The sequence below is a fragment of the Paractinoplanes rhizophilus genome, from assembly GCF_042664765.1.
GTDB lineage: Bacteria > Actinomycetota > Actinomycetes > Mycobacteriales > Micromonosporaceae > Actinoplanes > Actinoplanes rhizophilus.
Window position 1 is genome coordinate 1 of sequence record NZ_JBHTBJ010000027.1, and the last position, 24,079, is coordinate 24,079.

The following is a 24,079-nucleotide window of genomic DNA, read 5'->3' on the forward strand; positions in this document are numbered from 1 at the left end:
CAAAAGTTGCCAAAGGAATCCAGCACAAAAACTGTGCCGGGGGTAAATCTAATTGGCACTGGCTTTACAAGCACCCTGTTGAGTTCTCAAAGAACAACCACACCCGAAGTAAAACCACCCTCGGGGCACTCGTTCAACCTTACTAGGTCTTCCGGTGATCGTCAACCGGTTTCTCCCGGTTGCACCCCATCTGCCCTAGTACCTCCCCCGCGACGGACGCGCAGCATGACTGCGTTCCGTAGTTCGAAGGATTTGGCAGGACGGCCGCTGCGGATCTCTCCGCTCACTCGTCCGCGTCCCTGCCGGCTCGGAAAACATTACAGCGTCGTTCTCCGGGCTCCAAATCGGGTACCACTGTCCCGCATAACCCCAGCTCAGCGCCGCGGAACCGGGACTCCTGCCACGCCAGCGACTACCGTGCGCCACATGAAGGGCTTCATCGCACCAGGCTTCGAGGCCGTCGCCGACGCCTTCGCCGCCGCTCCCCGAGGCGGCTCCGCCCTGACCGTCCTCCACCATGGCACGCCCGTGGTGGACGTCCACGAGGGCTGGCGCGACGCAGCGCACACCCGCCCCTGGGACCCGCAGACCCTGGTCAACATCTACTCGGTCGGCAAGCCGATCATGGCCGCCGCCGTCCTTCTCCTGGAACAACGCGGGCTGGTCGAGCTGCCGGCGCCGACGGCGACTTACTGGCCGTCTTTCCAGACCCCAGCTTCCGTACGGGATCTGCTCGCGCACCTGGCCGCCCTGCCGGCCTTCCCGGTCCCCCGGCCGGTTGAGGCCTGGTCCGATTGGGAGCTGCTCTGCAACGACCTCGCCAATGCCACTCCCGAATGGGAGCCCGGCACCGTCGCCGCCGAACATGCCCTCACCTATGGCCACCTTCTCGGCGAGCTGGTCCGGCAGGTAGACGGTCGCCCACCCGCCCAGTTCGTAGCCGAAGAGCTCGCCGGCCCCTTTCACCTCGACCTGGCCTTCGCCCTGTCCGGGGAGGACCAGTCCCGCTGCGCCGACCTCGAGTTCGACTCCCCCGACTGGCCGGCCCAGATGATCGGCCGCCCCGGTTCCGTCCACGCGCGGGCCGTATCGAACCCGCCCGGCGCCCGCGACCTGGCGGTAATCAACTCCCCGCTGTGGCGTTCCGCCGCCGTCCCCGGAGTCAACATCCACGCGACCTCGATGGCCATCGCCCGCTTCTACGCAGCAGTCCTCGACGGCCGGCTCCCCGCCTTGGCAATTCCCCAGCACACTGGCGTCGACCTCTTCATCGAGCAGGAGGTCACGTGGGGCCTCGGAGTCCAGATAGAGCCCGACGGCACCTGGGGCCAGGGCGGCCTCGGCGGCAACGCCGGCTGGGCAGACCCCGCACGCGGCCTGGCGATCGCCTACGTAACCAGACGCTTGGGCGACTTCGCCGCCGTCGACCGCATAGAGCAGGCCATACACCAGGCGATCCCACTCTGACCGCGTTCACGCGGATGCCGGCCTCGGTGCCTCGTGTGGGTCACGCCAGCTGCGGTGGAGCTCGAACTTCGCCTCATTCAGCGCCAACACCTTGTCCCAGTCGTCACGGAGGACCTCGACGTGCAACTGGTCAATGGCGAACCGGACGACTTCCTCGAGCGAGGTGCGCCCGGTCGGGAAATGCGCACGCGACGGTAGTAGCCGCGGGTCAATGCTGAAGGGGTGCGCGTGAGGCTCGACGTAGCTGCTGTTGCCGAACGGATGCCAGTGCCACGCGTACAGGGCGTTGTCTTCCTCGTTCAGAAACGTGTAGGCGTACGCCCTGGTAGTGCATCGGTACGCCATCTTGCCGGTCTCACCGGTTTTGATGATCTCGTACTGGAGGCCCATGTCGAGTTGTAGGCCCTCGGCCGTGAGCAGGATCGGCCCGCCGGCGAGCGAGAGGCTGTGGACGCTATCGAGCTCATGTCGACCGCCCGGACTCGTCACGACGATGTCCCGCGTGATGCAGGACAGGTCTTGCTGTAGCGGGCGCTGGAAGGCGTAGAAGGCGTCTGTGGGGTTCTTGCCAGGCACCGGGCTTGGTCCTACGGGTCGACGGGGATAAGAATCGCTACCGGGTGAACGGGATGAGAACCGCCAGCGAGGAGACCTTGGGATCGTCCGAGTTCATGAAGTCGCCGGAATCCCAGCGAGCCAGGAACTCGTCGCCGGTGATGCCGAGCAGCTTGCGCGCGCGTCTGTCAAAGAGCTCTCTGCCCTGCTCAGGCGTCAACTCGACGACGTCGCTCTGATCTGTCTTGGATGACATCAGATCCCGCTTCCGCTCTTCGACGTGCGCTCGCTGAACAAACCACCGCTCTCGTGGAGACCGTGGCAGTCCAGCGCGGCTGACGACCACACTCTCACACTGTTGCGACAAGACGCGGTCTCCATTGCTCTCCTTGCGCTGTCCAGCATCCTCTTCGCTACGGCCTCAAGCCACCCGAACTCCAACCGCTGCCAGGCGTGCCCGGAGCAGATTCGAACTAGTGTTCGATTCTAGCCGGCAGCCGCGACTGAAGATGAGGCAGGGGTCAGTCGCGCATCGACTCCTCGAAGCCGCCGTCCGCCTCCGCGCGGACCACCGCGAGCGCCACCGCCAGCCCGTTGCGAATCGCCTCGCAGCTGACGCACTTCGGCACCGCGCAGCCCTGGTGCGCCTCGGCCACGAAGACGATCGCCCGGCGAAGCTCGCGAACCTCGATCCCCTTGCGCTCGGCCACCGGCAAGCGGCGAAGACTGTGCGCACCCACCCGGATGACGAGCTCGGACACCGCATAAGCCTCCACCTGCCGGCTAGTGCGCCGAAGGTCTTCGCCAAGCGACTCCATGCGCCAATACTAGTCTCATGACACCCCCCAAACGTCAGACCCAACCCCACCAAACCCATTCGTGTGACCCCAGCCAACCAAGACCGCGAGACGCCCGCCGCCGATGCCGGCGCGGGTGCCGGGCGCAGGGTGCAGGGTGCAGGGTCGCAGAATCCGGAGCGCGGGCGCGCGGGGCGCGGGCGCGCGGGGCGCGCGGGGCGCGGGGCGCGCGGCGCGGGGTACCGGGTACGAGGCTCAGCGTGCGGGTGCCGGTGGCCGACGGAGGGTACGGGCACGGATGCCGGGCACGGATGCCGGGCGAAGGCCCAACGCCTGCCTCTGAGCGACGAAGTCGCAACGAGCCACCGCAGCCAACGACGGCGCGTGACCATCCGGCAGAGGGGGTGCGGGTGGCGTAGCCCCCGCTACGCGCGACGAAGTCGCGCCAAATAGGACGAGGCTGCAAGGCTCACGGTTTGTGTGAGCACAGTGCAGCCCCAGACTCGTGGCCAGGGGCGGGGTCGAACCGCCGACCTTCCGATTTTCAGTCGGACGCTCGTACCAACTGAGCTACCTGGCCTTGGTGTTGCTTGCGGTCCTGACGGGACTTGAACCCGCGACCTCCGCCTTGACAGGGCGGCGAGCACTCCAACTGCTCCACAGGACCTTGCTGTGCGACGCCGCTATGCAGCGCTTGGCTTATCGGCAGCTCGCGCTACCAACTTACCAGTGCCCCCAACGGGATTCGAACCCGTGCTACCGCCTTGAAAGGGCGGCGTCCTGGGCCACTAGACGATGAGGGCAACTCCGCCAGTATGGCACGTCTGCGACACTGAGCGGCGTAGACCCCAACCGGGCCCCGCTTGAGGCTTGGAAAGCATACGTGATCGACGGCCCCGTCTCCAAACCGGTATCCCGATCCGCTCTGACCTGCGAAAACGTCACTGGACAGCGGTGGATACGAGTTCTGCGGCCTCGGCGAGAGTGGTGAGCTGGACCACGCCGGGGGGCAGCGGCGGGCGCCATCCCGGGCCGCCGGCGGCGACCAGCAGCGGTGGGTGGGCGTGCGAGGCGACGCGGGCCAGCTGGGCGGGGTCGCCGGTTTCGCCGATTTGGGACCAGAGGACGACCACGGCGGGGCCGGTGCGGGTGATGGCGTCGTCGAGGGCGAGCGGGGGTACGCGTCCGCCCAGCATCCGGGCCGGCACGCCGGCCTGCGCCAAGGCGGCGGCGAGGGCTTCCAGTGGAAGGGTGTGCTGCTCCTCGTCGGCGGCGGCGAGGAGAACCCGCACAGGGGAGGCGGGCCGCGGCCGGGGCACGGCGCCGAGCACCTCGCTGACGCAGCGCGAGATGAGGTGCTCGACCTCGACGAAGCGGTTGGTGGCCTGGTGTCGCTCGCCGATCCCGACGAGCACCGGCATCGCCATATCCTCCCAGGCCCGGATGACTCCCCACGCCCCGACGGCCGCCTCGAGGACGGCCCGCATCACGGGCGCGTCGAGGCGCATGGCGGCCCGGTCGAGCCCCCGCGCGGCGAGCCCGGCGTCTCCGAGCCGAATGGCCCGCCCGCCGACAGATTCAGAAGGGCCAACAGATTCAGAAGGGCCGCCGGAGCCAGAAACGCCACCGGAGCCAGAAACGCCACCGGAGACGGAGGGGCCACGGGAGCCAGAAGGGCCAGGAAAACGCTCCGACCGCCGCGCCCAAGCAGCCGCCTCAGCCGGCGCCACCCCCTGCGAAGTCAGCCGCAGCATCACCTCGAGCCGGTCGAGATCCTGAGCCGTATACCGCCGATGCTGCCCGGGCTCATGCCGGGACGGACCCAACCCGTACCGCTGATGCCAGGTCCGCAGGGTGGTGACCGCCACCCCCAAGCGACGGGCCACCGCACCGGCGCTCAGCGCCTCATCGCCCAACCGACCGCTCCGGAGCCTCGTCGTGCGATGCCGACGGCCGCGGCACGAGCGACCCGTCAAGATACGAGATCAGGCACCCGGTCACCCCGGCCAGCCACGGCGCGTACGACCCGGGGTCCGCGGCAAGCCCGGCCTCGAGCGCCGACACCGGGATCCACCGCACCTCGGCCACCTCCGACGGCTCGGGCGTCACCCGCATCCCGGCCGGCAGGTCGCCGAGCAGCACGTGGTCGTACTCGTGCTCGACCCGCGAGGACGCGGGATCCACGGCCCGATAGGTGTAGACCCCCACCGGCGTCAGCGAAACCCCCTCGATCCCGAGTTCCTCCGCCAGCCGCCGCCCGGCCGCCGCGGCGACGTCCTCGCCGGGCGCCGGGTGCCCACAGCAGGTGTTGGCCCACCGCAGCGGAAACCGGGTCTTGACCGCGGCCCGCTGCTGCAGCAGCACCCGGCCATCGGGATCGCGCAGAAAGACCGAGAAGGCCCGATGCAGCGATCCGGGCGACCGATGCGCGTCGAGCACCGTCGACGACCCGACTGGACTGCCGGAAACGTCGACGAGCTCCACCAGATGCGACTCGCGAGCCGTCACCGCAAAACCCCCGTGATCCGCGAGGCCGCCAGCTTTCCCGAGATCAGCACCATCGGCACCCCCACGCCCGGTTGCGTTCCGGACCCGGTGAACACCACGTTCGGAAAGACCGGGTGCAGGTTACTCGGCCGGAACGGCCCGGTCTGCCCGAACGTGTGCGCCGCCGCGAACGGCGTGCCGGCCGCCATTCCCTGCGCGGCCCAGTCCTCGGGCGTCACGATCCGCATGACCTCGATGCCGTCCCGGAAGCCCACGTATCCGCGCCTCTCCAGCGTGCGCAACAGCGAGTCGGCGTAGCGCGTTGCGAGCCCGCCTCGCCAGTTCATCGGCCCGCTGACCAGGTTCGGCGCCGGGGCAAGCACGTAGTACGACTGGCCGGCCGGCGACGGCTCGGTGTGGGTCGGGTTGGTGACCAGCAGCGACGGATCGCTCATCAGCATCCCGTCGCGGATCACCTCGTCGAACGTGCGCTTCCAGTGGGCGCCGAAGTGAATGTTGTGGTGCGCGATCTTCCCGTACGCGTGCTTGGACCCCACATGCAGCACCACGCACGACGGTGAGTAACGCAGCCGGCGCGGCACGGCCGCGGGCAGAAGATCGCGATAAGCGATCGGCAGATCGGGGTTGAGCACGACGACATCGGCCGGGATGCGCGAGCCGTCGGCCGTGCGCACTCCGGTGGCCCGGCCGCCCGAGACATCCACCTGCGTCACGGCGGTGTCGTAGCGGAACTCCACCCCGTGCTTCTCGGCCGCCCCCGCGAGCGCGCGCGGAACCGCGTGCATGCCGCCCTTGGGGTAGTAGACCCCGGCAACCGAGTCGAGGTACGCGATCACCGCGTAGATCGCGAGGGCGTCGTGCGGCGCAAGCCCGGCATACATCGCCTGGAACGAGAAGACGCGCTGGGTGCGCGGGTCCCGGAAGAACGACGCGATCTTGGGCTGGAGGCGGCGGAACCCGCCCATGCCGAGCAGCTTGAGCAGATTGAGGTTGACCAGGTCGAGCGGGGTGTCGAGGTTGCGGCCGATGAAGTGGTCGCGTTCGAGCAGCCAGAGCTTGCGGGCGAAGTCCACGAAGCGCAGGTATCCGTCGGCCTCGCGCGGCCCGCACACCCGGGAGATCTCGGCGGCCATCCGCACGGTGTCGGTGCGGACGTCCAGGGTGGAGCCGTCCGGGTAGTACGCCCGATATGCCGGGTCGAGCGGGCGCAACTCCAGCCAGTCGGCCAGGCTCTCCCCGACGGCGGCGAGCGGTTCCTCGATCAGCTCCGGCATGGTCAGCACGGTGGGGCCGGTGTCGAACTCGTACCCGTCGACGCTGAGCCGCCCGGCCCGTCCGCCCGGAACCGATTCGCGCTCGATCACCGTGACCTGGCGCCCGGCCGCGGCCAGGTGCAGCGCGCACGCCAGACCGCCCAGCCCCGCACCCACCACGACCACCCGATCGGTCGGACCCGTCACGAATCGCATGCCGGACATCATGCCGGGCGCTCGGTGGCGCGGACCGCGAGCTCGATCAGGGCGGCCCGGGCCTCGGCGGCGATGGGCGCCGCGGCCAGCGCGGCAACGGCCTCGGCGACCCGCTCCCGGATCATCGACTCGACCCGGGCCACCGCACCGGTTTCGGCGATGACCTCGGCAACCGCACCGATATCGGCGTCGGAAAGACCGGCGGCGCCGGAAAGACGGGCGGCGCCGGAAAGACCGGCGGCGTCGGGAAGAGAGACGGTTTTCAGCAGAGCGAGCTGCGCCGGGGTGGCGAGCCGGCGGGCGAGCAGCAACAGGGCGGTCGGCTTGCCGGTGCGCAGATCGTCGCCGGCCGGCTTGCCGGTGACCGACGGGTCGCCGAACACCCCGAGCAGGTCGTCACGCAGCTGAAACGCCTCACCGACCAGCGAGCCGTACCGCTCGTAGGCAGTGTCCAGGGTCTCCGGCGACGAGGGGCCGGCCAGCGCCAGGCCGAACTGCAACGGGCGCTGCACCGTGTAGCTGGCCGTCTTGAGCCGCGCCACCAGCAGCGCCCGATCCACCGACCACCCGTCCGCCGACGACTCGCCGAGAATGTCCAGATACTGCCCCGCCACCGCCTCGACCCGCATGCGGTCATAACGCGCCCGCACCCCGAACAGCGTCGCGGCCGGCAGCGGCGCGCGGGCGATCAGCTGATCGGCCCAGACCAGGCACAGGTCGCCGACCAGGATCGCCGCCGACTTGCCGAACCGGGCGCCGTGCTGCCGCTCGAAGATCCGGTGCGCCGTCGGCCGCCCGCGGCGCGTCGCCGAGTCGTCCATCACGTCGTCGTGGACCAGGGCGAACGTGTGCATCAGCTCGAGCGCGGCCAGCGCGGGCAGCACCGGCTCGATCGGCTCGGCCGAGACCCCGCGCCAGCCCCAGTAGGCGAATGTCGGCCGCAGCCTCTTCCCGCCCACCAGCACCAGGTCGCGGGTGGTGCGGGCGAGCCCGCCGAGCGCCGGGTCGACCGCGTCGAGCGCGGCGATCTGCGCGGCGAGGAAATCGGCGAGGGTGCCCTCGATGGCGTCGAGCAGCGTGCCGGAGCCGCGGGTGGGCTGCGTCGGTATCGGATGGCGGCGATTCTGCTCGAGGGTGTCATTGGCCACGAGATTTACCGTACCCTAGGTTTGAAGTTGCGTCGATTCATGCGTCGATTTGGGAAAGAGGACCCCGTGGAAGCGGACCTGGCCAGCGCCTACGAGCGCTGCCGAGCGCTGCACCGGCAACACGGCCGCACCTACTACCTGGCGACTCGCCTATTGCCCACTTGGAAGCGTCGCCATGTACACGCGCTCTATGGATTCACGCGCTACGCCGACGAGATCGTCGATCGCACCGAGGCGCTGCCGCCCGCGGAACGCGCCGCGCGGCTGACCGAGTGGTCCGAGACCTTCGTGGCCGGCCTGCGCGGCGAGCCGGTCGACGACCCCCTGCTGCCGGCCGTGCTGCACACGATCGCGGTCTTCGACCTGGACGTGGCCGACTTCGCGACGTTCCTGCGTTGCATGGCGATGGATCTGACGATCACGTCCTACGAGACCTACGACGACCTGCTCGAATACATGGAGGGGTCGGCCGCGGTGATCGGCACCATGATGCTGCCGATCCTCGGCACCTCCGACCGGATCGCGGCGCGCGAGCCCGCCCGTCAGTTGGGCCTGGCGTTCCAGCTCACCAACTTCATCCGGGACGTCGCCGAGGATCTGGAGCGCGGCCGCGTCTATCTCCCGCTGGCCGATCTGGCCCGGTTCGGCCTCACGCGCGACGATCTGCGGCCGGACAACCCCAAGGTCAAGAGCCTGATCGCGTACGAGGTCAGCAGGGCCCGACGCCATTACGCGTTCGCCGCCCCGGGCATCCCCCTGCTCGACCCCGCCTCCCAGGCCTGCATGCGGACGGCGTACCGGCTCTACGGCGGGATCCTCGACGAAGTGGAGGCGGCGGGGTACGACATCTTCGCCCGCCGCGCGACGGTGCCGAGCAGCCGGCGCGCCTCGGTCGCCGTCCGCAGCCTGCTCACCCGCCCGGGCACGCCGGTGCACCCATGAGCCGTACCGCGGTGGTGCTGCTCACCCGTGACCTGCGGGTGCACGACAACCCGGCCCTGGCCGCGGCGTGCGCCAACGCCGACCAGGTCGTGCCGCTCTTCGTGCTCGATCCCGGGCTCGGCCGGCTCTCGCCGAACCGGTCGCGCTTCCTGCATCAGTCGCTGGCCGATTTGCGTACGTCCTTGCGCGCTCGCGGGGGTGACCTCGTGTTGCGCGCCGGCGACCCGGTCGAGGAGGCGATGAAGCTCGCCCGCGAGGTCGGGGCGACGATGCTCGGCGTGGCCGCGGACGTCACGGCGTACGCGAAAAATCGGGAACGTCGCCTGCGCGACGCCTGCGACCGGGAGCGAGTCTCGCTTCGCCTCTTTCCCGGGGTGACGATCGTCGACCCGGGCGAACTGCGGCCGGGCGGCGGCGGGAGCGCCTACCGGGTCTTCACGCCCTATCACCGCGCCTGGACCACGGCCAAGTGGCGCGACGAGGTGGCCACGCCGGGCACGATCACGCTGCCGGACGTCGCGGCCGGGCACCTGCCGGCGATGCCGTCCGGAGAATCGCCCGAGGCCGCGGCGGGTGGCGAGAGCGCGGGCCGGCGGCGGCTCACCGCGTGGTTGCGCGACATCGACGCGTTCGGGGAACGGCACGACGACCTGCCGGGGGACGGCACCAGCCGGCTCAGCCCCTATCTACGCTTCGGTTGTCTGTCGCCCCGGGCCCTGGCCGGCGCCGCGACGGCGCGCGACGCCGAGCCGTTTCTGCGGCAGCTCTGCTGGCGCGACTTCTACTACCAGGTGGCCAACACCTTTCCGCGCATCGCCACGACACCCTTCCGGCCCAATGCGGGCGACGAGTGGCGCGACGATCCCGAGGCGCTGACGCACTGGCAGGAGGGGCGCACCGGGGTCCCGATCGTCGACGCCGGGATGCGGCAACTGCGGGCCGAGGGCTGGATGCACAATCGCGCCCGGCTGATCACCGCCGCGTTCCTCACCAAGCACCTGGGCGTCGACTGGCGGCACGGGCTGCGCTGGTTCGGCCGCTGGCTGCTCGACGGCGACGTGCCGAACAACTCGGGCAATTGGCAATGGGTGGCCGGCACCGGGAACGACACCCGGCCCTACCGCCGGTTCAATCCGATCCGCCAGGCCCGCCGGTTCGACCCCGAAGGCGTGTACGTTCGGCGCTACATACCCGAGCTCGCGAGCATCGACGGCCCGGCCGTCCACGAGCCGTGGCGCCTGCCCGACGGGGCGCGCCGACGACTGGATTATCCGGGCCCGCTGGAGTCCCACCGCGACGAGGCGGTGTGGCTGCGGCCGTGACCCCCCGCCCGGTACGCCCGGGCGGGTCTGGCGGGGCTCGCCGGCCCGTTGCGTCCGTCAAGATCGCCGGGCCGGCGGGCCTCGCGTCCCGCTGGGCGGTCCACTCAGGACGGCCGTTTCACAGGCTCGGCCGCTCGCCGCTTCCGGCCGCTCAGTTGTGGTCGGCGTCTTGCCAGCGGTTCTTGTCGTCCACGGCCCCCTTGCCCTGCGAGTCGCGCCTGGCCAAGCCGTCGCAGACCACGACGGCGCCGTCGGCGGTGCGGGCCATCGCGCCGGCTGGGGTGCAGTACGCGCCGACAATCGGGTAAGCCGTGCGGCCCGGCACCGGCTTGCGCGGCAGCGCGGCCATCAGGCGCGCGTGCTCGGACGCGTCCACCGCCGACGGGGGTGACGGGGGCGTCGCGCTCCGTTGCGGGATGTGCGACTCGGGCGGATCGGCCGTCGCACGCGGGGCGCGCGCCGGGCCGGTGGTGGAGATCGTTCTCGCGGCGGGCACCGCCTTGGACGGCGTACCGGCCACGGCCGCGGAATCCGCCGGGACGTCCTTTTCGTACTTTCCGGACATTGCCAGGAGGCCGAAGAACATCGCGCCGCCGAGCAACGCCACGAACAGCAGCGCCGGCGCGACGAACGCTCCTCGACGGGACGTCTGCGGTGAGGTCACTGGTACACCTTGGCGTGCCGCAACGGCACCGCGCATGGGCCCTTTGTCCATGCCCCGTCGGAGATCCGGCGGAACCTTGGAGGCGGAAAGGCAGCCCGGGTCAGGTGGCCGACAGGACATGCCGGAGCGTGATCATCCCGGTCGTCCCCGGTAACGGCCGGACGGTACGCGAGGCCGGCTCTCGTGGCCGTCCCGGTCGGCCTCGACCAGCCACGGAACCTCGGATTGGCCGAAGCGGGACTCCGCCCAGCCCTTGAAGGCCGCGCGGCGGTCGATAAGAGTGTTGTCGAGATCGATCAGCAGCAGCATCGAGGGTTGTTCACGACCTTCGGACGGGCGGCTTCGAGGAGGACGGCGTGCTGACATTCACGAATGCGGCGGAACAGGCGGCGTGGACCTTGGCGGAGGCGCTGAGCGAAAAGGCCTTCGCCGCCATGAAACAGGCCGAGGAGGCGGCCGAGGCGTTCCAGTCCGGCAAGGCGGCGATGCGCCGGCAGTTCAAGGCGCGCGGCATGTCCCTGGTCGACGCCGACATCCGCTGGTCAGGGACGAGCCAGGCGCGCAAGGCGATCTCCGACAACGAGTGGTACATGGCGCAGGCGGCGATGTACAACGAGGCGGCGGCCACGCAGTACGCGAAGGCGCTCTATCTCAAGAAAAGCTAGGCGGCGTCTCACGACAAGCCGGCCATTTCCCCGGACGAGCCAGGGCTAGGCCGCGCGATGGCGCAGGGTGGCGACCGTCGAGCCCGCCAGGGCCAGCAGGCAGTCCGGGAGCTGGCCGTCGGCGATCGCCGCGCCGAAGAGGGCCTCGCCGGTGGGGACGTCGCCGTTCACGTACGCGCTGACGAAACGGGCCACCCAGCGCTTGTCGTACCGCGCGTCGTCGATGCCGGGGAAGTCGAGCGTCCAGGCGCCGCCGAGCGGGACCTGGCCGACCATGGTGGCCGCCAGGCACCAGGCGACATCCCACGCCCCGACCACGCCGGATCGGTCGACGACCGCGTCGAACGTGCCGACCACGGCATCACTGTCGCCGCTGAGCGCACTCTGCAGAACGAGCGCCGCGTCGTCGAAAGCGTGCTGTGGTACCTCCGTCACGTGAAGAAAGGTACGTGGATCGGTCAAGGAACGCTCGTCCACGGGTCGACAAGCAACGGGATTTCACGCTCCGCGAAGAAGACAGGTGATCCGGGCGGTGCAGAGGCGCTCCCCGGAGTCGTCGGTGATGACCACCTCGTAGGTCGTCATGGTGCGTCCCCGGTGCACCGGCGTCGCCACCCCGGTCACCCGGCCGGAGCGGGTGCCCTTGTGATGGGTGGCGTTGATGTCGACACCCACCGCGAACGGGCGGTCCACCGTCTGCCCGTGCAGCACCGCGCCGACCGAGCCGAGCGTCTCGGCCAGCACGCACGAGGCGCCGCCGTGCAGCAGCCCGTACGGCTGGGTGTTGCCCTCGACCGGCATGGTGCCGACCACCCGCTCGGCGCTGGCTTCCTCGAGCTCGATGCCCATGCGCTTGCCCAGCTCACCGCCGCCCCCGGAGGAGAGCAGATTCTGCAGGGCATCGGCCGCGATATCCATGAAGGGGAACGTTACCTGCCGGTTCCGGGCTTTCCAGCGACTTCGATCACAGACCCCAGGTCGCGCGGGTGGCTCGGTGGTCCTAGGGTCTGTCCTGCTGGTCACGACAGACCCCTTCCGGCATGACCGAGCCGGGCCTTGAGGAGATTCGATGAGCGAGCCCCAGGAGACCGTGGAGACGCGCGGCGACGACCGCGTCGATCTGATCGCCAACGACACGACCGGCGACGGCAAGCCCGACGTCTGGGTGTCCGACACCGACGGCGACGGCAAGCCCGACCTGTTCCAGTTCGACACCGACGGCGACGGCAAGGTCGACATCACCATGGTCGACCTCGACCAGGACGGCAACCCGGACGCGATCGTGGACGGCGACGGCGGCGTTCCGCCGCAGGCCTGAGCGCGTTCCTACGCCCCGCCCAGCGCCGACAGGGCCACCCAGAGAACGGCGATCGCCACCGCGGTGGTGACGACCGTGGACGCCGTGTGCCGCCACGACCGCGGCCCGGTGATCGCCTCCGGGTGGCCCAGTTCGCGCAGCGTCTTGCGCTGCTCGCGGATGTCGTCGTAACCCGGCACGGCATCGCGGCTCAGCTCGACGGCCACCCGCGCCTGCGCGCTCTGCAGGCGGCGCACGGCTCGCCGCCCGGCGCGGCCCGCCCGCTCGCCGGCGTACCGGCGGGCCGCCGCTCGCGCCGAGCCCGAACGCAGCACGGTGAGCTCGTCGTCGGTGATGACCTCCGGGTCGCCCAGCGTGCCCAGCCGCCGCACGTAGTAGTCGGCCTCCCGGTCGTGCGCCCGCCGCACCAGCAGCAGGATCAGCAACAGCGGCGGCAGCCCCTTCAGCAGCAGCACGCCCAGCAGGGCCAGCGCGCCGTTGCCGAGCCCGTCGCCGAGCAGCGGCGAGTTCCAGAGCACGTGCGACGCCCAGGCGCCGAGGAAGGCGAGCACGGCCGCCCCGACCCGGTGGGCGGGACGGCGGTCGCGGCGGACCACCAGATAGCCGATGCCGGCGCCGGCCAGCGCGCCGAAGAGAGTGTGGCTCCACACCCCGGAGAGGAAGCCGCGCAGCAGGAAGGTCGCGATCACCGGCTGCACCTGGTCGCCCTGCCCGGCCAGCGCCACCGCGCCGACCGCGAACACGACGTCCTCGACGATCTGGAAGCCCAGCCCGACCATCGCGCCGTAGACGACGCCGTCCAGCACGCTGTTGACCTGGGAACGGGCGATCAGCACGATCGCCACCACGCCGAGGGTCTTGGCGGTCTCCTCGACCGAGGGCGCGCCCAGCGCCGCGCCCCAGTCGGCGGCGAAGTGCGGCGAGCCGAGCTTGGCGACGATGTCCTCCAGCGCGGTGCTCGCCGGGATCGAGACGCTGGTCGCCACCAGGCCGCCCCACGCGAAGGCGAGCACGAGCAGCTCGATCGGCTCCCGCTCGAGGAAGTCGAGCTCCGCGACGACCAGCCAGAACGGCACCGCGAGAAGGGCGAACAACAACACGGCCGCGGCCGTGGCGATCGGGTACGCCGACGCCAGCCGGCCCGCGATCTGCGCCATCCGGATCGCGCCCGCCAGCAGCAGCGCGGCGATCACCCAGAACGCCGGGACCCGGGCCAGCGCGGAGACGCGGGCCCCGCCCGGAGCGGGGCGCACGTCGGCGGCCGTCACGGCGCGCGCCCGTCGGTGCGCAGGGTGCGGGTGCTGGCCTCGATCTGCGGGAGGGTACGGCCCAGGTCGAGGTCGGCGCCGCTGATGGTGACCTCGATGGTGAGCCCGTCGGAGACGAAGACCGCGTACCGGCCGCCGCGCCCCGGCGCGGTGTAACCGCCCTGCAGGCCGATCAGGCCGCCGGCCGTGTCGACCTGGAGCTGCGGGCCGGTGACCTGGTATCCGGGGGTGTCGGTGATCCTCTTCCGGAGCCGTTGGCCGGCCGAGCCGAGGTCGCCGTCGTAGGGCCGGACGGCGATCTTGTATTGCACCGCGCCGAGATGGAAGAGCGCCGTGCCTGCCGAGTCGCCCGGGCGGGTGCCGGTCACGTCGAGGGTGGAGCCGACCGGCGGAATCACGGTGACGCCGGCGCCGACCGGATACGGCTCGTCGGCGCGCACCGGACGCTCGGCCGGCAGGGCCCGGTCGATCGCGGGCAGGCCAAGGACGAGCCCGGCGAAGGTGGCGACGACTCCGAGAGCACCGAGGAGATTCATCAGCTCACGCCGGGTGACCCTCGCCATGTCACTACGCTAGACGCTCGCGGACGGCGCGGCCGCTGTGGAGGCTAGCCTCCTTGTTGGTTTGCGCCTTTTGTCGAGAGATAGGCGGGCGGGACCGCGGAGGTCAGCCAGACGCCGTTCGCACTGCGGTGGAAGACGTGGCCGTCGGCGACCGGCACCCAGCCGTTCGCGTCGAGCGTGCGGCCGGCCGATTCGGGCCGGTGCCGCAGGACCATCGAGATCCGGCGGCTCACCCGCACCTGTTCGCGGGTCAGATCGGTGATTCGATCAACTCCATGACGGCAAGGTAGTAGGGCTTGTCGTCCAGGTCGATCGATGTGAGCCGCCATCGGGTGCCGTCGAGCAGCCGTGCCAACTCCTCGGGCGAGCAGTTCAGGTAGTCGAACCACTCGGTGGCCAGCCGCCGGTAACGCAGGCGCAGGCGCAACTGGCCGCCGATCCGGCCGCGCTCGCGGTTACGCCGGTGGTATTCGGCGTGCACCGGGTCGGTCGTGCCGTACGGGTCGGTTCCCTGCGCCACGATCCGGGCGCCGGGCTTCGCCAGCTTCGCGAGGGCGGAGAGGAAGACCGGGGCGCGCTCCGCGCCCTCGAGCAACCCGAGATTGTTGCCGAGCAGCAGAAAGGTGTCGTATTTGGTGGCGGCTCTTTCCGCGTACGCGTCAATTGTTGTCGCCACGACGTCGCGCAACCCGCGTCGCCGGGCTATGTCGATCGCGCCGCGCGAGGTGTCCAAGCCGGTCACCGCCATGCCGCGCCGCTGCAGCTCGATCGCGGTGCGGCCGGCGCCGGTCCCGATGTCGAGCACCTGGCCGCGGCAGAGACGCAGGGCCCGGTGGTCGTGCGGCTGCCAGTCGGCGGGCTCGTCCAGGTAGTGGTCGGCCGGCGCGCCGTTGATCAGGCCGTCGTCCCGCTCGATCACCTCGATCACCGGCCGCGGCACCCGGCCGCCGGCGAGCGGTCGCGGCCCCACCCCGGTCCGCACCGCGTACGCGTCGCGGATCATCTCGCCCCAGACGTCGCCGATGACTGGCTCTTGCATGGTCACCAGCCTGGGGCCTGCCTCGTTGGAAAGATCAGGAAACGAAGAAGGGGCGTTCGCCTTCCCCAGCGCACGCCCCTTGCAACGATGCTACGTCCAACTGAAGTCCGTTCAGTCACCCTGACGCTGCGTGGGAATCTGCCCCTGCAGCAGGGCGCGAACCTCCGACTCCCGATAACGGCGGTGGCCGCCCAGCGTGCGGATTGCACTGAGCTTGCCGGCCTTCGCCCACCGGGTGACGGTCTTCGGGTCGACGCGGAACATCGACGCCACCTCGGCCGGCGTTAGTAGCGGCTCAGGATCGTGCGTACGCGATGCCATCGGTCACTCCTCCACAGGTACCTATAGACATCGGCCGGGGTCCCGCCGGCCGGTGCGTCTCTCATGGTCCGGCTAGTCCCCGATGTCCGACATGGGCCGAACGGACGAACGTCCCCCAATTAACGGATGAAGCACGCCCGATTTATCCACGTTTTCTACGCCAGATAGTGTCGCGTTTAGTCCGATTATCACGCTTCGGCGAGCGGCGATTACGAAGAGTATTCGCCTCGGGAGCGTTCCCACGGGCGACAACTTATGGCCATAAGTCCCGTTTTTGGGGGGTCAGTTGCAGCGCTCCAGCAGCTGCACGCCGCGCCAGCGATCGACGAGCTTCTCGTACGCCTCGGAGGCGGCGTCGGCGTCGCCGCGGGACAGGGCGGAAAGTCCGGCCGCCACCAGTCCGGGTGAATCGTCCCCGCCGAGGTCGTCATCCGGGAGGAGGTTGACGAGGCCGCCGTAGTCGAGCTCCACGATCGACCGGGGATGGAACTCCTCGAGCCACCGGGTGCCCTCCTCGACCGCCTCGGTGATCGGCGCGTCCCCCAGCGACTTGCGCAGCACCGAGACGCCCCGGTGCGCGCGGCGGCGGGCCTTGGAGATCTCGGTGCGGTAGCGCAGCGTGCGCCGGCCCGCGGCCAGGTCGATCTCGCGCTCCTCCAGATCGACGAAGACGAACCAGCGCAGCGGCACGCCCCACGTCGCGATCTGCTCGTGCACCCGCGGCACGCCGTGCTCGAGCACCTTGGCGCCGCTGCGCCAGTCCTCGACGATCGCGCGGGCCTGGCCGGCCAGCACCGGCGGCACGAACGCGTCGGCCAGCACGCTGGGCACGCCGTCGCGCGCGTTCAGGGCCGCCTCGGCGACCCGCAGCCGCAGGTTCCACGGGCAGACCAGCAGCGTCTCGCCCCACTCCAGCACGTACGCCTCGTCGGGCAGGTCGGGCAGGCGGGTCCAGCCCGCGCCGAGCGCCTCGAGCACGGCGGAACGCTGCTTGACCGGGCCGTCGACCAGGCCGAGCGCACGGCCCTCGCGGGCGTACTTGCGCCAGAAAACCTGGCGGTCGCGGTCGAAGGCGGTCAGCGGTTCGTAAACCCGAAGGTACGACGCGAACAGTGACGGCACGGCGCGATCCTTTCACGAATTCCGCGGCTTGGAACTTCCCGCGCGGGCGTAATCACAAGGTGGTGAGCACGACTAGGCTCGCTATGTCCGGCGTTACCCCAGCCGGCACAGCGGCCTCACAAGGGCCTCGAGACCAGATCAGGAGAGCAGCGATGGGTGTGTTCGACACCGACGGCACCGACGCCAGCGGGCACGAACAGGTCGTCTTCTGCCAGGACCGGCAGACCGGCCTCAAGGCGATCATCGGCATCTATTCGACGGCCCTCGGGCCGGCGCTCGGCGGCACCCGCTTCTACCCGTACGAGAGCGAGGCCGACGCCCTCGCCGATGTGCTCAAGCTGTCCCAGGGGATGGCTTACAAGAACGCCCTGGCCGGCCTCGACCTGGGCGGCGGCAAGGCGGTGATCTGGGGCGACCCGGCGCGGGTCAAGTCCGAGGGCCTGCTGCGCGCCTACGGCCGCTTCGTCGAGTCGCTGCACGGGCGGTACTACACCGCCTGCGACGTCGGCACCTACGTGCCGGACATGGACGTCATCGCTCGCGAGACCCGCTACGTCACCGGCCGCAGCGTCGAGCACGGCGGCGCCGGCGACTCCTCCATCCTGACCGCCTGGGGTGTCTTCCAGGGCATGCGCGCCGCCGCCGAGCACACCTGGGGCTCGCCGACGCTCGCCGGCCGCACGGTGGGCATCGCCGGCCTCGGCAAGGTCGGCAAATACCTGGCCGGCCACCTCATCGACGACGGCGCCACGCTGGTCGCCACCGACGTCAACGAGACGGCCCGGGCCTGGGCCCGCGCCACCTATCCGCAGATCTCGTTGGTGGCAGACGTCCAAGAGCTGATCACAAGCGACATCGACGTGTACGCGCCCTGCGCGCTCGGCGGCGCGCTGAACGACGACACCGTCCCGGCGCTGCGGGCCTCGTTGGTGGTCGGCGGCGCCAACAACCAGCTGGCCCACCCCGGCATCGAGAAGACCCTGGCCGAGCGGGGCATCCTCTACGCGCCCGACTACGTGGTCAACGCCGGCGGCGTGATCCAGGTGGCCGACGAGATCGAGGGCTTCAACTTCGAGCGGGCCAAGCTGCGGGCCACCGGCATCTTCGACACCACCAAGCGGATCCTCGCGCTCGCCGACGAGGAGGGCGTCGCGCCCGCCGTGGCGGCCGACCGGCTGGCCGAGCAGAGGATGGCCGAAGTCGGCCGGTTGCGCGCCATCTACCTCGGGTAGGACCCATCCGGCCGGGCCTTTGGCCCGTTTTAGGTGGCCCGGCCGGACGGTTGGCGGGACTGCCGCGCGTTCCGGGACGTAAAACCCGCGACGCGCGGCAGTGTCACACGCAACCCGAGGTGCCGAAGGCGGCATCGCCCATGTACCGTAAGAGCCACGAGAGATGCCTGACGTCATCGGGGCCCGCCTTCGGGCTGCCCCGAATTCTGTGCGAGGGGGTCGAGCCATGGGGCGCGGCCGTGCTAAGGCCAAGCAGACGAAGGTGGCCCGGGAGCTGAAGTACCACTCCCCGAACACCGACCTCACCGCCTTGCAGCGCGAACTGGCAGGTGCCAGTAAGTCCGACCGTCATTTCGACGACGACAACGATGAGTTCGTCGACGACGACGAGGACGACGCGGACGACGACCAAGACACCTGGTCGCCGACAAGGCGCTGACCCGTATTGCACAGAGCACGCGGCAGACCGCGTGCTCCCGTGTGTCGCGGTCAACTTCCCACGGTTCAACGAACGCTGAAGCCCACGCGGGCCCACTACCCGCGTGGGCTTCGAGCCGAGCCGCCCACCGCAGGCCACCCCCCACGCCGTCTGCCGCCGGGTTACCCCACGCCGTCTGCCGCTGGTGGTCACCTGCCACCGGGTTCTGCGTGCGCCGTCTACGTCACGGAGACGACACCCACGGACACCCCGTCATTTCCGTGGACTCGCTGCCCGGGTAACTCCCGCGATCGCCCCGCTGATGACGAGCCAGTCGGTTTTTCGTCGCAGCGGTTTTTGCTGCGCCGAAAAATCGCCTGGCTCGTCATCAGCTTGAAAGGGGCGATCGCCCGCGGCGCCGGAGGCGACGCCAGCCAGCTCAGCCAGCTAACGCGGTCTATTGTTCCAGTTGTAGAACGTGGGAATGTTCTCGAAGTGGTTCCACGCGCAAACCGCCGAGCCGTCCTCTGACGTGCTCTCCGCGCGTTTCCCGCGCGCTACCTCCGCCTCCTCGATGAGCGCGGCCAGCCCGGCCTTGGTGTCGTGCACCCTTGCCGTCACCGGATCTACTTCCACGGCGTCAGACGGCCGTCGGTTGGTGATCTCGGGCATGGTCCAGCACTCCCTCCAGTAGGCGAATCTTGCTGTTACGGCAGTGGTCGGTCTCGGTCATGTCGAACCGGCCATGCTCGAAGTAGCGGTTCGCCGCGTGGGCGCCACCGCAGAACCCGAAGTACGGACAGGCTTCCCGGCACGCCTGCACCCCGCGCAGGAACTCGGCGATCCACGGGGTGTCCGCGGCCGTCGCGAGGATCTCGCCGAGCGGGGTGGTCAGCACGTTGCCGCTGGTGAAATCGCCGTACCGGGGGTCGTGGAAACCCGCCAGCTCGGGCGAGAGCAGCACCACCGAGCCGTCGTGGGCGACGGTGGGTATCGGGTCGAGTCGACGCGGCAGCAGGTCGTCGGCCGTGCCGTCCAGCACCGCCCCGGCGTACCGCAGCGACCACTCGACCTCGCGCAGGTGGATCCGGGGATCCCGGCGCCAGGCGCCGACCAGCTCGGCCCAGAAGGCCGTCACGTCGGCGGCCGCGTGCCGGTTGTCGCGGGTGTTGACGCCCTCGCGTTCCTCGACGTTGATACCGAGCACCTCGCAGCCCAGCTCGAGGAAGTACGAGTACAGCTCGGCGGCCACGCCGGGACGCGGGTCGCCGACCACGCACAGCGCCGAGAACGGGATGCCGTGCCGGCGCAGCGCCTCGATCCCGCGCGCGATCCGGTCGTACGCGGGCTTGCCGCCGCGCGTGACCCGCTCGCCGTTGCGCGCCTCCGGGCCGTCGACGCTCACGCTGACCCGCACGTCGTGCTCGGCGAAGAACTCGCACCAGGCGTCGTCGATGAGCGTGGCGTTGGTCTGCACGTGGTGTTCCACCGAGCCGCCGAACGGGGCCAGCAGCGCGCCCAGATGCTCGCGGCCGGCCGCCAGCGGCTCACCGCCGTGCCAGACCACCGAGAACCGCCCGGCCCGGGCGAACGCGCCGACCGACGAGGCCACGGCGGCGGCCACCTCGACCGGCATCCGCTTGTCGGCCGCGCGGAACGGGAGATAACAGTAGGAGCAGTCGAGGTTGCAGAGCGTGGTGGGCTGCATGACGACGTACGTCGGGACCGCCGCTATGCCGCGCATCCCGCTCCACTCTCTGATCATGTCAACCCCCGTCCGGTGCACGGCCGCACGCGTGCCCACAGGCTAGGCCGCTCGAGCCAGCCCGTACATGAAAGATCCGCATGTGCCGTAGACATCGACACACGCGGATTCTTACACCGAATCGGTCAGCCCCGGGTGTACTGCCCCATCATCTGCACCTCGCCGGTGCCGTCGATGACCTCACCGACCTGCCATGCTTCGACACCGCGACCGGTCAGGTAGGCCATCGCGCGGTCGGCGTCGTCGGAGGAGACGATCGCGAACATCCCCACGCCCATGTTGAACGTGGCCTCCATCTCGGTGTCCTCGATCCGGCCCTTGGCCTGGATGAGGTCGAAGATCGGCTGGGGCCGCCAGGTGGAGCGATCGACCACCGCGTCCACGTGGTCGGGCAGGATGCGCACCAGGTTGCCCGGGATGCCGCCGCCGGTCACGTGCGAGAACGCCCGGACGTCGGTCTCCTCGATCAGGCCGAGGCAGTCCTTGGCGTAGATCTTGGTCGGGGTGAGCAGCTCCTCGCCGAGCGTGCGCTGGGTGCCGAAGTCGTCCACCACCGAGTCGAGACGCATCCGGCCGGCGCCGAGCAGGACGTGCCGCACCAGCGAGTAACCGTTGGAGTGCAGGCCGGACGAGCGCATCGCGATCACCGCGTCGCCCACCTCGACCCGCTCGCGGCCGAGGATCTCGCTCTCCTCGACCACGCCGACGCCGGTGGCCGAGACATCGTACTCGTCGGGGCGCAGCACGCCGGGGTGCTCGGCCGTCTCGCCGCCCAGCAGGGCGCAGCCCGCGTAGCGGCAGCCGTCGGCGATGCCGGCGCCGATCTCGGCGACCTTGTCCGGCACGACCTCGCCGCAGGCGATGTAGTCGAGCAGGAACAGCGGCTCGGCGCCGCACGCCACCAGGTCGTCGACGACCATGGCGACCAGGTCGATGCCGATCGTGTCGTGGATGTCGAGCTGCTGGGCGATCACCAGCTTGGTGCCGACGCCGTCGGTCGACGAGGCCAGGATCGGGCTCTTGTATTTCTGGGTGTTGAGCCGGAACAGGCCGGAGAAGCCACCGAGATCGCCCATCACCTCGGGACGAGTGGTCTTTTTCACCTTGGACTTCAGCAGTTCCACGGCGCGGTCGCCGGCCTCGATCGAGACGCCGGCTTCCGCGTACGTGACCGACCGCTTACGAACGCCCCGGCTCGCGCCCGCCTGCCATGGCCGGCGGTCACCTTCGGCTCCGTTGGATCCGGCACTGTTGCGCTCGGACACGTGGGTCACGGTTTTCCCCTTAGAGCTGCGCTGTTCTTGAAGATCACGGGTGCTGCAGGGCGTTGCCGCCGCCGGGGCCGGCGACCAACCGGACGGGCTCCCGGTCGTCGTACTCCTTCTCCAGCCCGGCGACCGCGGCCGTGGCGGCCTCGTCGCTGGCGTCCGGCATCGACGCGCGTTTGCCGACACCCTCCAGGACATGCTTGCCGATCAGATTGTCCGCGGGAAGAGGGATCGGGTAGTTGCCGTCGAAGCAGGCCATGCAGAGCCGCGTTTTGGGCTGCTCGGTCGCCTGGATCAGGCTCTCCATGGAGACGTAGCCGAGCGAGTCGGCGCCGATCGACCGGCGGATGCCGTCGATCTCCAGCCCGTTCGCCAGGAGTTCGGCGCGGGTGGCGAAGTCGATGCCGTAGAAGCACGGCCATTTCACCGGCGGCGCCGAGATGCGTACGTGCACCTCGAGGGCGCCGGCCTCGCGCAGCATCCGCACCAGCGCCCGCTGGGTGTTGCCGCGCACGATCGTGTCGTCGACGACCACCAGCCGCTTGCCCCGCACCACCTCGCGCAGCGGGTTGAGCTTGAGCCGGATGCCGAGCTGGCGGATCGTCTGCGACGGCTGGATGAAGGTGCGGCCCACGTACGCGTTCTTGGTCAGCCCGGCGCTGTACGGGATGCCGGACGCCTCCGCGTACCCGATCGCGGCCGGGGTGCCCGACTCGGGCACCGGGATGACCAGGTCGGCCTCGACCGGGTGCTCCTTGGCGAGGCGGCGGCCGATCTCGACGCGGGCCGAATACATGTTGCGGCCGGCGATCGTGGTGTCCGGGCGGGCCAGGTAGACGTACTCGAAAAGACAGCCCTTGGGCTCGGGCGCGGCGAACCGGTTGGAGCGCAGGCCGTGCTCGTCGACCGCGAGCATCTCGCCCGGCTCGACCTCGCGGACGAAGCTGGCGCCGACGATGTCGAGCGCCGCCGTCTCGCTGGCGATCACCCAGCCACGCTCCATCCGGCCGAGCACCAGTGGGCGTACGCCCTGGGGGTCGCGCGCCGCGTACAGGGTGGTCTCGTCCATGAACACAAAGCTGAACGCGCCCCGCAGGCGCGGCAGCACCTCGAGCGCCGCGGCCTCGACCGACAGATCGGGGCGGCTGGCCAGCAGGGTGGTCACCAACGCCGTGTCGGACGTCGCACTGTCCGCCTCGAGCCCGCGCTCGGCGACCTCGCGGGCGAGCTCGGTCGTGTTGACCAAGTTGCCGTTGTGCGCCAGGGCGATCGTCGTGCCGGCCGTGGTGGCGCGGATCGTGGGCTGCGCGTTCTCCCAGTTGGACCCGCCGGTCGTCGAGTACCTCGTGTGGCCGATCGCCAGGTGGCCGCGCAGGCTCGCCAGCGTCGGCTCGTCGAAGACCTGGGAGACCAGGCCGAGATCCTTGTAGACCACCACGCCCGAGCCGTCACTGACCGCGATGCCGGCGGCCTCCTGGCCGCGGTGCTGGAGAGCGAAGAGCCCGAAATAGGTGAGCTTGGCGACCTCTTCCTCGGGCGCCCAGACGCCGAAGACGCCACAGGCATCCTGGGGGCCGCGCTCCTGGGGGTCGAGATCGTCGGTCAACCGGCCGTCGCCGCCTCGGGGCACCTGATCGCTCCCTGCTCGCTTTACATGGTCGTCCGCTCCGACCGGCCCAGTGTACGCGAGGGTGAGGGGCGCGGCTCGGCCTCAGCCGTCGGCCGATGGCGCGCCGAGCGGAAGGAATTCGGTGAGGTCGGTGCGGATGCCGCTGGCGCGCAGCCGGCCGTCACTCACCGCATCCGTCCAGGTCACACGCTGCGTCGCGACCAGCACCCAGGTGACCGGATCCGTTTCGACCACATTGGGGGGTGTGCCACGGGTGTGCCGGGGGCCCGCGACACACTGAATCGCACCGAAAGGCGGAACTCGTACCTCCACCGAACGGCCCGGAGCACGAACGGACAACTCGGTCAGCAATGCTCGCACAGCGTCACGAAGCACGGACCGTTCGGGTTCGACACCCCGATCCAGCGCGTACAACGCCTGTTCCACGGCCTCGGATTTATTGTGCGCAGGGGACACGTCGGGACGATACGACTCGCTCGGTTGAGATTGGTACGCGCCCCTGGGTCGCGCATGGGGCGTGCGACAAGGCATAGTGGCCGACGGTGTTTTTAGTCGCGGGACGTAACCGGGCACCCTGAGACAGTCCGGGATGACCGTG

General features: G+C 70.2%; 29 protein-coding genes and 3 tRNA genes. 7 read left to right on the forward strand and 25 right to left on the reverse strand.

The features are described from left to right. The first annotated feature begins 426 nt into the window (after positions 1-426). Positions 427-1,467 (forward strand): serine hydrolase domain-containing protein, encoded by a 1,041-nt coding sequence (locus ACFQS1_RS28200; RefSeq protein ID WP_378974067.1) that lies wholly within the window; start codon positions 427-429, stop codon positions 1,465-1,467. A gap of 6 nt (positions 1,468-1,473) precedes the next feature. Here ACFQS1_RS28200 and ACFQS1_RS28205 read toward each other — a convergent pair whose 3' ends face one another. The 10 genes from ACFQS1_RS28205 to ACFQS1_RS28250 all read right to left on the reverse strand — a co-directional run bounded on the left by ACFQS1_RS28205 (position 1,474) and on the right by ACFQS1_RS28250 (position 7,944). Next, complete coding sequence (locus tag ACFQS1_RS28205; RefSeq protein ID WP_378974069.1) at positions 1,474-2,043, reverse strand: hypothetical protein; 570 nt, start codon at positions 2,041-2,043, stop codon at positions 1,474-1,476. 37 nt (positions 2,044-2,080) lie between these two features. Next, positions 2,081-2,278 carry a hypothetical protein gene (locus ACFQS1_RS28210; protein ID WP_378974071.1) on the reverse strand — a complete coding sequence of 66 codons (198 nt, stop codon included), beginning with the start codon at positions 2,276-2,278 and terminating at the stop codon, positions 2,081-2,083. A gap of 265 nt (positions 2,279-2,543) precedes the next feature. Next, positions 2,544-2,783: a hypothetical protein gene (locus tag ACFQS1_RS28215; RefSeq protein ID WP_378974073.1), complete on the reverse strand. Its 240-nt coding sequence runs from the start codon at positions 2,781-2,783 to the stop codon at positions 2,544-2,546. 542 nt (positions 2,784-3,325) lie between these two features. Further along, a tRNA-Phe gene (locus ACFQS1_RS28220) sits at positions 3,326-3,399 on the reverse strand. A 13-nt stretch (positions 3,400-3,412) separates the two neighbouring features. After that, positions 3,413-3,486: transfer RNA gene (locus tag ACFQS1_RS28225), tRNA-Asp, on the reverse strand. Positions 3,487-3,549: 63 nt separating this feature from the next. Continuing rightward, positions 3,550-3,622 (reverse strand) — tRNA-Glu (locus tag ACFQS1_RS28230). A 138-nt stretch (positions 3,623-3,760) separates the two neighbouring features. Further along, positions 3,761-4,735 carry a MerR family transcriptional regulator gene (locus tag ACFQS1_RS28235; protein ID WP_378974075.1) on the reverse strand — a complete coding sequence of 325 codons (975 nt, stop codon included), beginning with the start codon at positions 4,733-4,735 and terminating at the stop codon, positions 3,761-3,763. Continuing rightward, positions 4,725-5,327, reverse strand: coding sequence for an isopentenyl-diphosphate Delta-isomerase (gene idi, locus ACFQS1_RS28240; RefSeq protein WP_378974077.1), 603 nt, complete (start codon positions 5,325-5,327; stop codon positions 4,725-4,727). Before idi ends, ACFQS1_RS28235 begins: the two co-directional genes overlap by 11 nt. Further along, positions 5,324-6,796 carry a phytoene desaturase family protein gene (crtI, locus tag ACFQS1_RS28245; RefSeq protein ID WP_378974079.1) on the reverse strand — a complete coding sequence of 491 codons (1,473 nt, stop codon included), beginning with the start codon at positions 6,794-6,796 and terminating at the stop codon, positions 5,324-5,326. Before crtI ends, idi begins: the two co-directional genes overlap by 4 nt. Before the next feature lie 8 nt (positions 6,797-6,804). Beyond that, a complete protein-coding gene (locus ACFQS1_RS28250; RefSeq protein WP_378974081.1) occupies positions 6,805-7,944 on the reverse strand; it encodes a polyprenyl synthetase family protein in 1,140 nt (379 codons plus the stop codon). A 39-nt stretch (positions 7,945-7,983) separates the two neighbouring features. Between ACFQS1_RS28250 and ACFQS1_RS28255 the strand changes: the two genes are divergently transcribed. Both ACFQS1_RS28255 and ACFQS1_RS28260 read left to right on the forward strand, forming a co-directional pair. Next, positions 7,984-8,886, forward strand: coding sequence for a phytoene/squalene synthase family protein (locus ACFQS1_RS28255; RefSeq protein ID WP_378974083.1), 903 nt, complete (start codon positions 7,984-7,986; stop codon positions 8,884-8,886). Beyond that, the gene (locus tag ACFQS1_RS28260; protein WP_378974085.1) at positions 8,883-10,208 is read left to right on the forward strand and encodes a cryptochrome/photolyase family protein; all 1,326 of its coding nucleotides are present in this window, start codon (positions 8,883-8,885) and stop codon (positions 10,206-10,208) included. Before ACFQS1_RS28255 ends, ACFQS1_RS28260 begins: the two co-directional genes overlap by 4 nt. 151 nt (positions 10,209-10,359) lie before the next feature. Here the strand turns inward: ACFQS1_RS28260 and ACFQS1_RS28265 are convergent, their stop codons facing one another. Together ACFQS1_RS28265 and ACFQS1_RS28270 are read right to left on the reverse strand one after the other, a co-directional pair. Further along, positions 10,360-10,872 (reverse strand): hypothetical protein, encoded by a 513-nt coding sequence (locus ACFQS1_RS28265; RefSeq protein WP_378974087.1) that lies wholly within the window; start codon positions 10,870-10,872, stop codon positions 10,360-10,362. Between the two features lie 132 nt (positions 10,873-11,004). Further along, on the reverse strand, positions 11,005-11,181 hold the full coding sequence (locus ACFQS1_RS28270) for a hypothetical protein (RefSeq protein WP_378974089.1): 177 nt from the start codon (positions 11,179-11,181) through the stop codon (positions 11,005-11,007). A gap of 47 nt (positions 11,182-11,228) precedes the next feature. Between ACFQS1_RS28270 and ACFQS1_RS28275 the strand changes: the two genes are divergently transcribed. Further along, the gene (locus tag ACFQS1_RS28275) at positions 11,229-11,537 is read left to right on the forward strand and encodes a hypothetical protein (RefSeq protein WP_378974091.1); all 309 of its coding nucleotides are present in this window, start codon (positions 11,229-11,231) and stop codon (positions 11,535-11,537) included. 45 nt (positions 11,538-11,582) lie between these two features. Here ACFQS1_RS28275 and ACFQS1_RS28280 read toward each other — a convergent pair whose 3' ends face one another. Both ACFQS1_RS28280 and ACFQS1_RS28285 read right to left on the reverse strand, forming a co-directional pair. Beyond that, positions 11,583-11,972 (reverse strand): hypothetical protein, encoded by a 390-nt coding sequence (locus ACFQS1_RS28280; RefSeq protein WP_378974093.1) that lies wholly within the window; start codon positions 11,970-11,972, stop codon positions 11,583-11,585. Positions 11,973-12,035: 63 nt separating this feature from the next. Then, positions 12,036-12,455 carry a PaaI family thioesterase gene (locus ACFQS1_RS28285; protein WP_378974095.1) on the reverse strand — a complete coding sequence of 140 codons (420 nt, stop codon included), beginning with the start codon at positions 12,453-12,455 and terminating at the stop codon, positions 12,036-12,038. Between the two features lie 151 nt (positions 12,456-12,606). On the opposite strand from ACFQS1_RS28285, the gene ACFQS1_RS28290 reads away from it, so the two are divergent. Continuing rightward, positions 12,607-12,855: a hypothetical protein gene (locus ACFQS1_RS28290; protein ID WP_378974097.1), complete on the forward strand. Its 249-nt coding sequence runs from the start codon at positions 12,607-12,609 to the stop codon at positions 12,853-12,855. Between the two features lie 8 nt (positions 12,856-12,863). On the opposite strand, the gene ACFQS1_RS28295 is transcribed toward ACFQS1_RS28290, so the two are convergent. From ACFQS1_RS28295 to ACFQS1_RS28320, 6 genes are all read right to left on the reverse strand, one after another. After that, entirely contained in the window at positions 12,864-14,123 is a 1,260-nt protein-coding gene (locus ACFQS1_RS28295) for a PrsW family intramembrane metalloprotease (protein ID WP_378974099.1), read from the reverse strand. Continuing rightward, positions 14,120-14,686, reverse strand: coding sequence for a hypothetical protein (locus tag ACFQS1_RS28300; protein ID WP_378974101.1), 567 nt, complete (start codon positions 14,684-14,686; stop codon positions 14,120-14,122). The genes ACFQS1_RS28295 and ACFQS1_RS28300 overlap by 4 nt, the downstream gene beginning before the upstream one ends. 44 nt (positions 14,687-14,730) lie before the next feature. Continuing rightward, the gene (locus ACFQS1_RS28305; RefSeq protein WP_378974103.1) at positions 14,731-14,919 is read right to left on the reverse strand and encodes a hypothetical protein; all 189 of its coding nucleotides are present in this window, start codon (positions 14,917-14,919) and stop codon (positions 14,731-14,733) included. Between the two features lie 17 nt (positions 14,920-14,936). Continuing rightward, positions 14,937-15,725, reverse strand: coding sequence for a class I SAM-dependent methyltransferase (locus ACFQS1_RS28310; protein ID WP_378974105.1), 789 nt, complete (start codon positions 15,723-15,725; stop codon positions 14,937-14,939). Between the two features lie 111 nt (positions 15,726-15,836). Beyond that, positions 15,837-16,046 (reverse strand): BldC family transcriptional regulator, encoded by a 210-nt coding sequence (locus ACFQS1_RS28315; protein ID WP_014687221.1) that lies wholly within the window; start codon positions 16,044-16,046, stop codon positions 15,837-15,839. 282 nt (positions 16,047-16,328) lie between these two features. Then, on the reverse strand, positions 16,329-17,168 hold the full coding sequence (locus tag ACFQS1_RS28320; protein WP_378974108.1) for a DUF8083 family protein: 840 nt from the start codon (positions 17,166-17,168) through the stop codon (positions 16,329-16,331). Between the two features lie 152 nt (positions 17,169-17,320). On the opposite strand from ACFQS1_RS28320, the gene ACFQS1_RS28325 reads away from it, so the two are divergent. Together ACFQS1_RS28325 and ACFQS1_RS28330 are read left to right on the forward strand one after the other, a co-directional pair. Next, positions 17,321-18,400, forward strand: coding sequence for a Glu/Leu/Phe/Val family dehydrogenase (locus ACFQS1_RS28325; RefSeq protein WP_378974110.1), 1,080 nt, complete (start codon positions 17,321-17,323; stop codon positions 18,398-18,400). Between the two features lie 226 nt (positions 18,401-18,626). Further along, positions 18,627-18,839: a DUF3073 domain-containing protein gene (locus ACFQS1_RS28330; RefSeq protein WP_203782548.1), complete on the forward strand. Its 213-nt coding sequence runs from the start codon at positions 18,627-18,629 to the stop codon at positions 18,837-18,839. 426 nt (positions 18,840-19,265) lie between these two features. Here the strand turns inward: ACFQS1_RS28330 and amcA are convergent, their stop codons facing one another. The 5 genes from amcA to ACFQS1_RS28355 all read right to left on the reverse strand — a co-directional run bounded on the left by amcA (position 19,266) and on the right by ACFQS1_RS28355 (position 23,937). Next, positions 19,266-19,490 (reverse strand): multiple cyclophane-containing RiPP AmcA, encoded by a 225-nt coding sequence (amcA, locus tag ACFQS1_RS28335; RefSeq protein ID WP_378974113.1) that lies wholly within the window; start codon positions 19,488-19,490, stop codon positions 19,266-19,268. Then, positions 19,459-20,562: a cyclophane-forming radical SAM peptide maturase AmcB gene (gene amcB / locus ACFQS1_RS28340; protein WP_378974286.1), complete on the reverse strand. Its 1,104-nt coding sequence runs from the start codon at positions 20,560-20,562 to the stop codon at positions 19,459-19,461. Before amcB ends, amcA begins: the two co-directional genes overlap by 32 nt. Before the next feature lie 146 nt (positions 20,563-20,708). Then, positions 20,709-21,857: a phosphoribosylformylglycinamidine cyclo-ligase gene (purM, locus tag ACFQS1_RS28345; protein WP_378974116.1), complete on the reverse strand. Its 1,149-nt coding sequence runs from the start codon at positions 21,855-21,857 to the stop codon at positions 20,709-20,711. Positions 21,858-21,891: 34 nt separating this feature from the next. Next, entirely contained in the window at positions 21,892-23,481 is a 1,590-nt protein-coding gene (gene purF, locus ACFQS1_RS28350) for an amidophosphoribosyltransferase (protein WP_378974118.1), read from the reverse strand. An 81-nt stretch (positions 23,482-23,562) separates the two neighbouring features. Beyond that, on the reverse strand, positions 23,563-23,937 hold the full coding sequence (locus tag ACFQS1_RS28355; RefSeq protein ID WP_378974121.1) for a sterol carrier family protein: 375 nt from the start codon (positions 23,935-23,937) through the stop codon (positions 23,563-23,565). Positions 23,938-24,079 lie beyond the last annotated feature (142 nt).